The following is a 13,078-nucleotide window of genomic DNA, read 5'->3' on the forward strand; positions in this document are numbered from 1 at the left end:
GACCGAAGTCGTACGGGCCCCTCTGAAGAACTGCCCGAAGTACCGGGTCAGGCTGTCAAGCCAACAAGACCTACTTGTTGATCTTGATGACCTGGCCGGCGCCCACGGTCCGGCCACCCTCACGGATGGCGAACTTCAGGCCCTCTTCCATGGCGATGGGCTGAATGAGCTCGACGCTCATCTCGGTGTTGTCGCCCGGCATGACCATCTCGGTGCCCTCGGGGAGGGTCACGACGCCGGTCACGTCCGTGGTGCGGAAGTAGAACTGGGGGCGGTAGTTGTTGAAGAACGGCGTGTGACGGCCGCCCTCGTCCTTGGACAGGATGTAGGCCTGCGCCTCGAACGAGGTGTGCGGGGTGACCGAGCCGGGCTTGATGATGACCTGGCCGCGCTCGACGTCCTCGCGCTTGATGCCACGGAGGAGCAGACCGACGTTCTCGCCCGCCTGGCCCTCGTCGAGCAGCTTGCGGAACATCTCGATGCCGGTGACCGTGGTGGTGGTCTTCTCCTGCTTGATGCCGATGATGTCAACGGTCTCGTTGACCTTCAGGACACCACGCTCGATACGGCCGGTGACGACCGTACCGCGACCGGTGATCGTGAAGACGTCCTCGACGGGCATGAGGAACGGCTTGTCGACGTCACGCTCGGGGGTCGGGATCGCCTCGTCGACGGCGGCCATGAGGTCGAGAACCGACTGACCCCACTCGGCGTCGCCCTCGAGCGCCTTGAGCGCCGAGACCTTGACGACCGGCAGGTCGTCGCCCGGGAACTCGTACTCGGAGAGGAGCTCACGGACCTCGAGCTCGACGAGCTCCAGGATCTCCTCGTCGTCCACCATGTCGGCCTTGTTCAGGGCGACGACGATGTACGGCACGCCGACCTGGCGGGCCAGGAGCACGTGCTCCTTGGTCTGCGGCATCGGGCCGTCGGTGGCGGCCACGACCAGGATCGCGCCGTCCATCTGGGCGGCACCGGTGATCATGTTCTTGATGTAGTCCGCGTGACCCGGGCAGTCGACGTGGGCGTAGTGACGACCCTCCGTCTGGTACTCGACGTGCGCGATGGAGATGGTGATACCGCGCTGGCGCTCCTCAGGAGCCTTGTCGATCTGGTCGAAGGCCGAGGCCTCGTTCAGGTCGGGGTACTTGTCGTGCAGCACCTTGGTAATGGCGGCCGTGAGGGTCGTCTTACCGTGGTCGATGTGACCGATGGTGCCGATGTTGACGTGCGGCTTAGTCCGCTCGAACTTTGCCTTCGCCACTGGGGTCCTCCTGCGGAGTGGTTCTGGTACGCCTTACTCATCGGCGCCAGGTGATCTTTGCTGGGATGCCGCCCGCCGGGCTCTGCCCTCCCGGGTGAGCCCCGGCGGTCGGTGTCAAGCCTAAAGCGTGTAAACGGTGTGTGTTACTCGCCCTTGGCCTTCGCGATGATCTCCTCGGCGACGTTCCGGGGAACCTCGGCGTAGGAGTCGAACTGCATCGAGTAGCTTGCGCGACCCGAGGTCTTGCTGCGGAGGTCACCGACGTAGCCGAACATCTCCGAGAGGGGCACGAGGCCCTTCACGACGCGGGCACCGGCACGCTCCTCCATGGCCTGGATCTGACCACGGCGGGAGTTGATGTCGCCGATGACGTCACCCATGTAGTCCTCGGGCGTGGTGACCTCGACGGCCATCATCGGCTCCAGGAGCACAGGGCTGGCCTTGCGCGCGGCCTCCTTGAAGGCCTGCGAGCCGGCGATCTTGAACGCCAGTTCGGAGGAGTCGACCTCGTGGTAGGCGCCGTCGAGAAGAATGATGCGGACACCAGTCATCTCGTAACCGGCGAGGATGCCGAACTGCATGGCCTCCTGCGCACCGGCGTCGACCGAAGGGATGTACTCCTTCGGGATGCGACCACCGGTCACCTTGTTCACGAACTCGTACGACGCGTCGCCGCCCTCGATGGGCTCGATCGCGATCTGCACCTTGGCGAACTGACCGGTACCACCGGTCTGCTTCTTGTGGGTGTAGTCCACGCGCTCGACGGCCTTGCGGATCGTCTCGCGGTACGCGACCTGCGGCTTGCCGACGTTGGCCTCGACCTTGAACTCACGGCGCATACGGTCGACCAGCACCTCGAGGTGCAGCTCGCCCATACCACCGATGATGGTCTGGCCGGTCTCCTCGTCCGAGTGAACCTGGAAGGAGGGGTCCTCCTCCGCGAGACGCTGGATGGCTACACCCAGCTTCTCCTGGTCACCCTTGGACTTGGGCTCGATGGCGACCTGGATGACCGGCGCCGGGAAGTCCATGGACTCCAGGATCACCGGGGCCTTGTCGTCACACAGCGTCTCACCGGTCGTGGTCTGCTTCAGACCCATCACGGCGACGATGTCGCCGGCGCCCACCGACTCGATCTCCTCACGCTTGTTCGCGTGCATACGGTAGATCTTGCCGATGCGCTCCTTCCGGCCCTTGACGGAGTTGAGCACCGCCGAGCCGGACTCCAGGCGACCGGAGTAGATGCGTACGAAGGTGAGCTTGCCGAGGTGCGGGTCGCTCATGATCTTGAACGCGAGCGCGGACAGCGGCTCGTCCACGGACGGCTTGCGCTTGACGACCAGCTCGGGGTCCTTCACGTCGTGGCCTTCGATGGCCTCGACGTCGAGCGGGGTCGGCAGGTAGCGCACGACCGCGTCGAGCAGGGGCTGGACGCCCTTGTTCTTGAACGCGGTGCCACAGAACACCGGGGTGACCGTGACGCCCTTGGACTTGCCGGACGCGATGGTGACGCGACGGATCGCGGCGTACAGCTGCTCCTCGGTGGGCTCCTGGCCCTCCAGGAACAGCTCCATGATCTCGTCGTCGTTCTCCGCGACGGCCTCGACGAGCTTGCCGCGGTACTCCTCGGCAGCCTCGACGTGCGTGGCCGGGATGTCGACGACGTCGTACATCTCGCCCTTGGCCGCCTCGGCGGACCACACGAGCGCCTTCATGCGGACCAGGTCCACAACGCCCTTGAAGTCCATCTCGGCACCGATCGGAAGCTGCATGATCAGCGGAACCGCACCGAGGCGGTCCTTGATCATGTCGACGCAGCGGTGGAACTCCGCGCCGGTCCGGTCGAGCTTGTTGACGAAGCAGATGCGGGGCACGCCGTAGCGGTCGGCCTGACGCCACACCGTCTCGGACTGCGGCTCGACACCCGCGACACCGTCGAACACCGTGACGGCACCGTCGAGGACGCGGAGCGAACGCTCCACCTCGACCGTGAAGTCGACGTGCCCGGGGGTGTCGATGATGTTGATGGTGTAGTCGTCGTCCTCAAGCGGCCAGTGACAGGTGGTGGCAGCAGAGGTGATCGTGATGCCACGCTCCTGCTCCTGCTCCATCCAGTCCATGGTGGCGGCGCCGTCGTGGACTTCACCGATCTTGTAGCTGACGCCGGTGTAGAAGAGGATCCGCTCGGTGGTGGTCGTCTTACCCGCGTCGATGTGGGCCATGATCCCGATGTTGCGGACCCTGGCCAGGTCAAGTGAAGTGGTAGCCATAAGGCTTCGGTCTTCTCTCGGTCTCGATGGGGGTAGCGACTACCAGCGGTAGTGCGCGAAGGCCTTGTTGGACTCGGCCATCTTGTGGGTGTCCTCGCGCTTCTTCACGGCCGCACCGAGGCCGTTCGAGGCGTCGAGAAGCTCGTTGAGCAGACGCTCGGTCATGGTCTTCTCGCGACGGGCGCGGGAGTAACCGACCAGCCAGCGCAGCGCGAGCGTGTTGGCGCGACCGGGCTTGACCTCGATCGGAACCTGGTACGTCGCACCACCGACACGGCGGGACTTGACCTCGAGGGTCGGCTTGATGTTCTCCAGCGCGCGCTTCAGCGTGATGACCGGGTCGTTGCTGGTCTTCTCGCGCAGGCCCTCCATGGCGCCGTACACGATGCGCTCGGCGGTGGAGCGCTTGCCGTTCAGCAGCACCTTGTTGATCAGGGAGGTGACAAGAGGAGAACCGTAGACCGGGTCGATGATGACCGGGCGCTTCGGGGCGGGGCCCTTACGAGGCATTTTCTACTTCTCCTTCTTGGCGCCGTAGCGGCTGCGGGCCTGCTTGCGGTTCTTGACACCCTGGGTGTCAAGGGAGCCGCGGATGATCTTGTAGCGAACACCGGGCAGGTCCTTCACACGGCCACCACGCACGAGCACGATGGAGTGCTCCTGCAGGTTGTGTCCCTCACCCGGAATGTAAGCCGTGACCTCGATCCCGCTGGTCAGACGCACACGCGCGACCTTACGCAGGGCCGAGTTCGGCTTCTTCGGGGTGGTCGTGAACACACGCGTGCAGACGCCACGGCGCTGGGGCGAGCCCTCAAGCGCGGGCGTCTTGTTCTTCTCGACCTTGTCCTGCCGGCCCTTCCGGACCAGCTGCTGGATCGTAGGCACTACTTCTCCGGTTTCTGTGTGCCGATGGTGAAGCTAACCTGGAACATCGCCGACCCACGCGGTCGGGTGTGTCGAATACTGCAGACTCCCGCCGGCAAGGCGAAAAGGGCGCAGATTGCGGTGGCCGCTTACAGCTCCCCGTACGGTTCGAAGGCACGCACGAGGGCCAGGGCACACCCCAGGCACAAGGTCTGAGCGTACCTACCTCAACGACTTCGGTCAAAACAAATGGACGCCGGTACGACAGGCCGGGGTCCGGGCGGCGCCCGAGCCACCGTTTGTTTGCTTCTAGCAGCTTTGCATGCCTTACGGCGGCTTGCTGGCCAAGGTGGCTGATTCGCGCCCTTTACAGCCCGGTGGGCTTGCCCGTTCAGTACCTTGATCCGTCCGCTGCGACGATTCGGGGGCAGAGCGTGATGAGGACGGCGGCGCATTCACTGGACGACGGGGGCCTGGACGACCGGGTGCCCTTCCTGGCCCGTCTGGAACAGGAGGACCGCACGGCCCTCCTGTCCCTGGGCCGCGAACTGAATTTCGCCACCCGGGTGGCCCTGATACATCAGAGCGAGCCCTCCTCCCACGTCCTCTTCCTGGTCCAGGGCTGGACAAAGGTGACGGCCTCGGCCGCCAACGGCTACGAGGCCCTGCTCGCCCTGCGCGGCCCCGGCGACATAGTCGGCGAGTCGGCGGCGCTCACCGGCCGCCCCCGCTCGGCCACGGTGACCGCGCTGGAGGCGGTCCGGGCGGTGGCCGTCGAACACGAGCGCTTCAAGGACTTCCTGGCCCGTTCACCCGCTGTCTCCTTCGCCCTCCTGGGCCTCACCGCCGACCGCACCCGGGCCGCCGACCGCCGCCGCCTGGAGTTCGCGTCCATGAACGTGCGGGAACGCTTCGCGATCCTCCTCCTGGACCTCGCCCGCACCCACGGCCGCCGCACCCCCGAGGGCATCGAACTCTCGGTCCCCCTGAGCAAGCAGGAGCTGGCGGGCTCGGTGGGCGCGTCCAGGGAGATGGTCCAGCGCCTGCTGCGGGAACTGCGCGAGAAGGAGGCGGTGGAGACGGGGAGGCGGGCGCTGCTCATTCGGAGGCCGGACATCTTGCGGAGGATCGCGGCGTCCGACGGTTGAGTGTGCCTTCAGGTACGACGCTCACCTCAACTCCCTTATGTGTACCCCTACACACTCCGACTGCGTCATCCGCCCTCACACCGCACCGTCCCCAACCGCCACGCTGCTGCAAGCAACCCCCACATGCATGTCGAAGGGCGACCATGACCGACCCCGTGAGCCGCACGATCCTGCTGCTGGACATAGAGAGGTTCAGCGACCGGGACGACGTGGAGCAGGCCTACCTGCGGCGCATGCTGTACGACATCACCGACCGCGCACTCGAAAGCGCCGGCATCGACGAGACCCGCCGCCTGCGTGCCGACCGCGGGGACTCCGTGATGGAGCTGATCGACGCGAACGCCCCGGTCACCGCCCTGCTGCGGGCCCTGCTCGTGGAGGTCCCGGCCCAGCTGCGGACCGTCAACCGCATGGCGTCCAGCTCGGCCCAGATCCGGCTGCGCGGGGTCGTCGCCACCGGGTACGTGGCCGTGGACGAGCACGACGGCTGGGTCGGCACCGACCTGAACAACGCCTGCCGGCTGCTGGACGCCCAGCTGCTGCGGGCGGCGCTGCGCGAACGCCCCCACGACTTCGCGCTGATCGTCTCGGACTCCCTGTACGGGGGTGTCGTACGGCACAACCACCCCGGCATCCCGGCCGACGAGTTCCACCCGGTCGGGGTCGACACCAAGAACGGCCGGATGAGGGCCTGGCTGCACGGTCCGCTGCCCGGCGGATTCGAGGCGGCCCCGGCCGGTACGGCCGACCAGGACCACCGTGACACGGGGGTGGGGGAGGCGCCGGGCGGTTCGGGGGACCGCCCGGCGCCGCAGACCCCGCAGTCACCGGAGACGAAGGGGACGCCGGAACCGAGGGTCCCCGCGCAGGGCACCTCGCCCGCGCCGGAGAGCCGACCCGCCCCGGGCCCCGTCTTCAACTTCAACGGTGCCGTCAGCATCGGCGGCAGCGTCGTGGCCGGCGACCAGCACGGCGTCAGCGGCGGACAGGTCACCGGCGACGTCAACATGGGCGGCCGCAACGGGGGTGACGGCTCATGAGCACACCGGACGCACAGGATGCCGCAGACGACCCGGCCGCCTCCGACGACGGCAAGGACGGCAGAGACGGCGCCGCCAAGGAGGCGAAGGAGGCCGAGGGCGCCGAGGGATCCGAGGACCGCGAGCAGGCGCAGACCGCCTGGTCGGCCCGGCGCGACCTGATCGACCACAGCCCCCGGACGATGCGCTTCGGGGGCGATGCCCGCATAGGCGGCAGCGCGATCGCCGGCGACCAGCACGGTGTCAGTGGCGGGCAGGTCACCGGCGACGTGATCATGGGCACGAAGACGGAGATCCACCAGTGGTCGATATCCGGCTTCTCCGCTCCGTCCGCCGCCGCCTCCGCCTCCGGTGAGGTCCCGCAGACCACGCTCGACCGGCTCGCCGCCTCGTTCGTCGCCGCCGACGCGACCGTCGAGGACCTGCTCGCCCGGCTGCGCCGCGACCGCGTCCTCGTCCTGTCCGGCGCCCGCTTCACCGGCAGACGTACGGCCGCCCTGACCCTCCTGCACCGGCTCGGGGCGGCCCCCGTGCACACGCTCGACCGCGACACGGACCCGGGCACACTGGCGGAGAGAGCCACGGCGGCGGGGGAGACCGGCGAACGCCCCCAGGGCCGGCCCCGGGGCTACGTCCTCGCCGACCTGGCCACCCACCGAGGCCGCCCCCTCCGCGAGCACCATCTCCTCGCCGCCCGCGACCGGCTGGCCGCTCAGGACGCGTATCTCGTCGTCACCGTCGGCCACACCGCCGTGCTGGAGGACGTACCGGTCGCCGAATGGCATGCGCCGCCCGCGGCCGACGTACTCGCCGCACACCTCCGTACCCGTGTCTCCGACGAGGAGACGACGGCGAAGCTGCTCGAACTCCCGGACGTGACCGAGTTCCTGAGCCGCAGTCACCAGTTGCGCGAGGTCGCCGCCTTCGCCCAGCTGCTCGGGCGGCACGCGGCGGGCGAGGTCACCGAGGACGCCGTGGCGCAGTTCTCCCTCATATCCCTGGAGAACCAGGTCCAGGAGTGGTTCGAGGAGGACGAGGCGTCGATCCATCTGCGCGACAAGGCGTTCCTGGTCGCGCTGGCCGCGTTCGACGACGGCCCGTACGCCCTCACCGCCGAACTCAGCGATCTGCTCTACCGGTTCCTCCAGAAGACACAGAACCCGGTCGGCATCCCCGAGGTCCCCGTCTTCGGCACGCACATCGGCAAGCGGCTCCAACTCGCCCGCGCCGAGCGGTACGAGGACGACGAGCACACCGAGTGGGGTCCGGTGACCCAGCAGAAGGCCCGGTTCATCGACGACCGCGCCTCCCTGGTCCTCCTGCGCGAGGTCTGGACGGGCCACCCCTCCGCCCGACCCGCGCTGATCAGCTGGCTGCGTCAACTGGCCGACGACGGGCGCCCGTTGGTCCGCACCCGGGCCGCGTCCACGGTGGCCGTCCTGGCCCGCACGGACCTGCCCTCGGCGATGGCCCTGGTCATCGAGCCCTGGGCGACCTCCAACCGCTTCCGGCACCGGCTGGTGGCCGTCAACTCGCTCACCCTCGCGCATCTCATCGACACGCCGAACATCCCGCGCATCCTCGACGAGTGGTCCAGGCACGAGGACCGGCGGCTGCGCTGGGTGGCCGTACGGGCGTACGCGCTGATCGGCCCCGAACGCCCCGAGCAGGCCCTCGCCGCGCTGCGTACGGCGGCCCGCAGTCTGTACGACAACCTCGGCGACCGGGACGCCTTCGACCGCGAGATGGCCGACGAACTGCGGGAGGCCGTCGCCCTGTTGCTGCTCTCCGAGGCCGGTGACACCGTCCTCGCCGAACTGCGCACGCACCTGGACGACGACCGCCCGGTGCACGACCTGACCATCGGCGGCTTCGTCAGCGCCTGCCGCCGCACCCAGGACGACGAGCGGTACGGCCATCCGCTGGTCCTCGGCTGGTACGCGCGGTCGGTCACCGACCGCACGGCCGGCGCGCGGGGCGTCCCGTTCCTGTGGCGGGCGGCGCTGGGCGATCCGAACACGACCCGGTACGCCCTCGACGTGCTGCGCGAGTGGGTCCTGATCGCCGACCGCTCGACGACCACGGAATGGGCCCTCGCTCATCTGCTCCCGACCCTGGTCACCACCCAGGCGGAGTTCCAGCGCCTGGGCCATCTCCTGCGGACGATGCCGGGCGAGGACGGCGCGGCCCCGCCGGCAGTGGCGGCCCGCCTCCTCACGACACTCCCGCTCCGCTAGCAAGTCACATACCGCTCACGCTCACCGAGGAGCAACGCACGATGCCCGCCTTCCACCGCCCGCCCGAGTGGCAGCAGTCCGCGGACCGGCACACCCAGCTGATCGACCCGGTCCTCACCGTGCGGCAACTGTCGCGCTTCGAGCTCTCGTTGAAGTCGACGGTCCGTATCGACCACGCGCTCGTCTTCTCGACCGCCAAGGGCGGCTACGAGGCCTACCTCCCGCCCCGCCGTCCGACGCGCAGCGAGATCGCGGCCCGCCACTACACGGCGGTGTACGAGGTCGACATGGGCGTGCATCCGTTCTCCGGCACGCTCACGCTCCCCAGCGACAACGACGCGTTCGAGTTCTCGGCCGAGGTCGACGTGTCCTGGCAGGTCGTCGACCCGGAGCGGTTCGTGGGCAGCGGCCACCGGGACGTGCCGGGCCTGCTCATCGGCGAACTCCAGCGCGCGGCGCGGCCGGTGAGCCGGCGCTTCCCGATCGCGGAGAGCGCGGCGGCGGAGGGGGAGTTGCTCCAGGCGATCAACGTCCTGGGCCCGCTGGGCGCCCCGGCGGGCCTCCAGACCACCTGGACCCTGCGGCTGCGCCGCGACCAGGAGAACATCGACCACCAGCGCCGCCTCCAGGCGATCGACCACTCGGCGACCGAGCAGGTACGGGCGGCCGAGCGCGGCTCCGAGGTCGACGTGGAGGTGGACCGCCGCAACCGTCAGCAGGACGCCCTCCAGATCGAGCGCGCGATGTCGTACGGCACCCAGCAGCAGCACCTGGCCCTGCAACAACAGCGCTGGGACTACGAACAGGCGGCCCTTCAGAGCAGCCAGCAGCACCAGCTCGCCATCCAACAGGGCCACCAGGAACTGGAGATGCAGAGGATCGAGGCGGAGAAGATCGCCTTCTACCAGTGGCACCTCTCCCAGGGCGGCGTCCAGGCCTGGGCCCTGCACCTCGCCCAGCACCCCGAGGACTCCCGCCTGGTCATGACGAGCATGCGCGACGACCAACTCCGCATGATCCAGGCCCAGATGGACCTGGTGAAGGACCTTCTCCACGGCGACAACGCGGAGAAGTTCGAGCTGGAGGGCCCCAAGCAACTGGCCCTGCGCACAGTGAGCGACATCCTGACCCAACGCCTCCCGGGCGTCCCGCAGACACCGCCGTCGCTTCCGGGCGGGGAGGGGGCTCCGGGGGATCCGTACGGCGATCCGTACGGGGCGGGGTATGGGCAGGGGGTGCCTGGGGTGGCTGGGCAGCCGGGGTTCGTCCCTGGAGCAGCGGGCCAGGCGGGCCTCGTCGCCGGGCAACCGGGCTCCGCACCTGGCCCGCACGGACCTGTCCCCGGCCAACCGGGCTTCTTCCCGGGCCAGTCGGGGCCCGTCCCCGGGCAACCGGCTTCCGGCCCGGGCCAGTCGGGCCCCGTCCCTGGACAACAGGCCTCTGCCCCTGGCCAGTCGGCGGTCGCCCCCGGGCAACCAGGCTTCCCACCAGGTCAGTCGGGTCCCGTCTCCGGCCAGCCAGGGTTCGTCTCCGGCCCGCCGGGATCTGTGCCCGGGCAACCGGATCTCGTCTCCGGCCCGCCCGGACCCGTCCCCGGGCAGCCCGGCTCCATGTACGGGACCCCGGGTCGGCCTCCCAGCGACGCGACCCCGGCTCAGGCGCAGGCTGCCCAGCCGCCGGTGCCTCCGGGCGCCGCGCCGGCCGCCTCCGCCTGGGGCGCCCAGAGCCCGGCGAGCCCGTATCCGGGCGCTCCGCAGGCGCCTGCGGGCCAGGCTCCGATGCCGGGTGCCGGTGGGCCGTACGGGGCCGTTCCCTCGTACGGAGGCCCGGGCCCCGCCGATGTCCCCGGACCGCCCACGGCCGCCCCGTACGTCCCGCCGGGCGCCCCGTACCAGCAGCCGTACGCCGCACCCCAAGCCCCCGCCTGGCAACCGCCCCCCGGCTACGGCAGCACCCCGACCCTCCCCGAGCAGCAGAACGCGTCGGCGGACGAGGCCGGGGACGGAAGCGAGGAGGACAAGGCAGGCGGCGGCGCATGACCACGCTCGATCCGCGCCCCACGCCGACGCCGCTCCCGCCGGACCCGCCCGCCGACCCGACCCAGCTCTGCGAGCGCCTGCTCGCGGACCTCCGTACCGAGATCGCCCGTGCCGACAGCAAGGCGTCCGTCCTGGTCGCCGCGCTCGGGATGACCGCCGGTGTGTTCAGCGGGCTGCTCGCCGGGCGGAACTGGAACCCGGGTGCGCTCAGCACCTTCGGCACCGTCGTCTGGGGCGCCGGGGCCGGCTCCCTGGTGCTGTCGCTGTTCGCGCTGCTCCTCGCCGTCCTGCCCCGCCACCGCTCCGAACCGTGGACTCCGGGCCAGCCCCTCTCCTACTTCGCCGACATCCAACACGCCTTACGGCTCGGCCAGTTGGAGGCAGCGCTCGCCGACACCCAGCGCGATCCCACGGCCGCGCTCACCTCGGCGCTCACCGAGACGAGCCGTATCGCCACGCGCAAGCACCAGTGGATCCGTACCGGCCTGATCTCCTTCTGCACCGGCACGCTTCTCCTCCCCGCCTCGCTGCTCATCGGCTGATCACACCGGACACCGGACCGCTCAGTCACCGTCCCCGTACGTGAAGGAAGACCATGACCCAGCCACCCTCGTCACCACCGGAGTACCCCGAGCCCGCCGAGCAGCCCCTGTCCCCGCCGACGTACCCCGAGACCGCCGCCCACCAGCCTCCGGTCCCGCCGTCCTACCCCGAGACCGCCGCCCAGACCCCGCTCCCGCCGCAGTACCCCGAGACCGCGCCCCGACCTCCGGGCCCACGGGCACACCCCGAGACCGCCCCCCGGCCCCCGGGCCCGCCGACGTATCCCGGACAGGCAGCGGCGCAGCCGTCAGCCCCGCCCGCATACCCCGGGTCGGCAGCGGCCCACTCCTCGGCCCCGCCGCCGTACCCCGGGCAGTCCGCTCCCGCGTACCCGCAGGCGGCGCAGCAACCCCCGCCGTACCCGGACCCGGCCCAGCCGCCCCAGCACGCAGACGCAGCCCAACCGCCCTCGTACCCCGCAGCCGCTCCCCAGGCACCCGCATACCCCGAGTCCGCCCAACCCCCGGCCTACCCGGGCTCGCCCCTGAACCCGGCCCAGCCTCCACCCGCCTACCCGGGCGCGGCCCCCGCCCAGCCCCCGCCGTCCTACCCCCAGGCCGCCACCGCCCAGCCGCCGGTCCCCCCGCAGTACGCGCCCCCACAGCAACCCCCGACCACGACCCCAACCCCAACCCCTCCCACCGAGCACCCCCACCACATCCCCACCGATCCCCGACGCGTCCACATCTCCGCCCACCAGCGCCGTACCGACGGCACCGCCGTGGGGAACCTGCTCCTCTATCTCCCGAACTTCCTCTGTAGCCTCCTCGTCGTCAGCCTCTTCTCCCTCTTCTTCCAGGAACTCGCGTTCCTCGTCGTGATTCTCTGGCTGCTGAGCGGCGCACTCGTGTTCCACCGGCCCACCGAAAGCGCCCTCGCGCGCCGTTTGCTTCATCTGCGCTACCCCACTCCGCAAGAACGAGCCAAACTCGAACCGGTCTGGCGCGAGGTCACCGCCCGCGCGGGCGTCGAGGGCCGCAACTACGAACTCTGGGTCGAGGACAGCGACGGCCTGAACGCGGTCGCCGCCGCCGGCCACATCGTCGGCGTCACCCGCTTCGCCATGAACCAGCTGCCCAACGGCGAACTCGCCGCCGTCATGGCACACGAGCTGGGCCACCACGTCGGCGGCCACGCCTGGTCCGGTCTCCTCGGCTACTGGTACGCGCAGCCCGGCCGGATCGCCTGGCGGGTCCTGCGCGCCCTCTCCGTGATCGTCTTCAAGGTGTCCCGCGCCTTCTCCTGCTTCGGCGTCGCCTTCGTCGTGCTCGTCCTCGGCAGCATCGCCCTGGCGACCATCAGCACCCTGTACGGCCTGCCCCTGCTGATCCTCGGCGTGCCGTACGCCCTCGCCGCCGTTGGCCGCCGCGCCGAACTCCGCGCCGACGAGCACGCGGCCGCCCTCGGCTTCGCGCCGATGCTGGCCGCCGTACTCCACAAGCTGCACCAGGACGAGCAGGCGCAGACGGCGGCGCTCGCCGCGCTCAACGGCGGTGTGGCGCCGGAGGAGAGCCCGCTGAGCAAGCTGCTCTCGTCCCACCCGGACTACCACACCCGGCTGCACCACCTCCAGCCGTATCTCCAGCAGCAGCGCTGAGCACAGAACGAAGGGC

10 protein-coding genes are annotated in these 13,078 nt (G+C 69.9%); 6 read left to right on the forward strand and 4 right to left on the reverse strand.

The genetic code is table 11. The features are described from left to right. Positions 1-70: 70 nt before the first annotated feature. The 4 genes from tuf to rpsL all read right to left on the reverse strand — a co-directional run bounded on the left by tuf (position 71) and on the right by rpsL (position 4,419). Positions 71-1,264, reverse strand: coding sequence for an elongation factor Tu (gene tuf, locus OG787_RS18000; RefSeq protein WP_235475526.1), 1,194 nt, complete (start codon positions 1,262-1,264; stop codon positions 71-73). A gap of 143 nt (positions 1,265-1,407) precedes the next feature. Then, a complete protein-coding gene (fusA, locus tag OG787_RS18005) occupies positions 1,408-3,534 on the reverse strand; it encodes an elongation factor G (RefSeq protein WP_369030547.1) in 2,127 nt (708 codons plus the stop codon). A 39-nt stretch (positions 3,535-3,573) separates the two neighbouring features. Then, a complete protein-coding gene (rpsG, locus tag OG787_RS18010; RefSeq protein WP_005481264.1) occupies positions 3,574-4,044 on the reverse strand; it encodes a 30S ribosomal protein S7 in 471 nt (156 codons plus the stop codon). A 3-nt stretch (positions 4,045-4,047) separates the two neighbouring features. Beyond that, positions 4,048-4,419 (reverse strand): 30S ribosomal protein S12, encoded by a 372-nt coding sequence (rpsL, locus tag OG787_RS18015; protein WP_003948652.1) that lies wholly within the window; start codon positions 4,417-4,419, stop codon positions 4,048-4,050. Positions 4,420-4,835: 416 nt separating this feature from the next. Between rpsL and OG787_RS18020 the strand changes: the two genes are divergently transcribed. The 6 genes from OG787_RS18020 to OG787_RS18045 all read left to right on the forward strand — a co-directional run bounded on the left by OG787_RS18020 (position 4,836) and on the right by OG787_RS18045 (position 13,062). Next, positions 4,836-5,546: a Crp/Fnr family transcriptional regulator gene (locus OG787_RS18020; RefSeq protein WP_369030693.1), complete on the forward strand. Its 711-nt coding sequence runs from the start codon at positions 4,836-4,838 to the stop codon at positions 5,544-5,546. A 143-nt stretch (positions 5,547-5,689) separates the two neighbouring features. Continuing rightward, positions 5,690-6,586 carry a hypothetical protein gene (locus tag OG787_RS18025; RefSeq protein ID WP_405535730.1) on the forward strand — a complete coding sequence of 299 codons (897 nt, stop codon included), beginning with the start codon at positions 5,690-5,692 and terminating at the stop codon, positions 6,584-6,586. Further along, the gene (locus OG787_RS18030; RefSeq protein WP_405535731.1) at positions 6,583-8,823 is read left to right on the forward strand and encodes a hypothetical protein; all 2,241 of its coding nucleotides are present in this window, start codon (positions 6,583-6,585) and stop codon (positions 8,821-8,823) included. Before OG787_RS18025 ends, OG787_RS18030 begins: the two co-directional genes overlap by 4 nt. A 41-nt stretch (positions 8,824-8,864) precedes the next feature. Then, positions 8,865-10,862, forward strand: a complete 1,998-nt coding sequence (locus tag OG787_RS18035; protein ID WP_405535732.1) for a hypothetical protein — start codon at positions 8,865-8,867, stop codon at positions 10,860-10,862. Continuing rightward, positions 10,859-11,404 carry a Pycsar system effector family protein gene (locus OG787_RS18040; protein WP_405535733.1) on the forward strand — a complete coding sequence of 182 codons (546 nt, stop codon included), beginning with the start codon at positions 10,859-10,861 and terminating at the stop codon, positions 11,402-11,404. The genes OG787_RS18035 and OG787_RS18040 overlap by 4 nt, the downstream gene beginning before the upstream one ends. Positions 11,405-11,457: 53 nt before the next feature. After that, the gene (locus tag OG787_RS18045; RefSeq protein ID WP_405535734.1) at positions 11,458-13,062 is read left to right on the forward strand and encodes a M48 family metalloprotease; all 1,605 of its coding nucleotides are present in this window, start codon (positions 11,458-11,460) and stop codon (positions 13,060-13,062) included. Positions 13,063-13,078: the final 16 nt, after the last annotated feature.

This window comes from Streptomyces sp. NBC_00075 (genome assembly GCF_045041225.1).
Lineage (GTDB): Bacteria > Actinomycetota > Actinomycetes > Streptomycetales > Streptomycetaceae > Streptomyces > Streptomyces adonidis.

Coding starts and splice junctions, on each gene's coding strand:
- fusA (WP_369030547.1), bottom strand. CDS start 3,534: ATGGCTACCACTTCACTTGACCTGGCCAGGGTCCGCAACATCGGGATC.
- rpsG (WP_005481264.1), bottom strand. CDS start 4,044: ATGCCTCGTAAGGGCCCCGCCCCGAAGCGCCCGGTCATCATCGACCCG.
- OG787_RS18020 (WP_369030693.1), top strand. CDS start 4,836: ATGAGGACGGCGGCGCATTCACTGGACGACGGGGGCCTGGACGACCGG.
- OG787_RS18025 (WP_405535730.1), top strand. CDS start 5,690: ATGACCGACCCCGTGAGCCGCACGATCCTGCTGCTGGACATAGAGAGG.
- OG787_RS18030 (WP_405535731.1), top strand. CDS start 6,583: ATGAGCACACCGGACGCACAGGATGCCGCAGACGACCCGGCCGCCTCC.
- OG787_RS18035 (WP_405535732.1), top strand. CDS start 8,865: ATGCCCGCCTTCCACCGCCCGCCCGAGTGGCAGCAGTCCGCGGACCGG.
- OG787_RS18040 (WP_405535733.1), top strand. CDS start 10,859: ATGACCACGCTCGATCCGCGCCCCACGCCGACGCCGCTCCCGCCGGAC.
- OG787_RS18045 (WP_405535734.1), top strand. CDS start 11,458: ATGACCCAGCCACCCTCGTCACCACCGGAGTACCCCGAGCCCGCCGAG.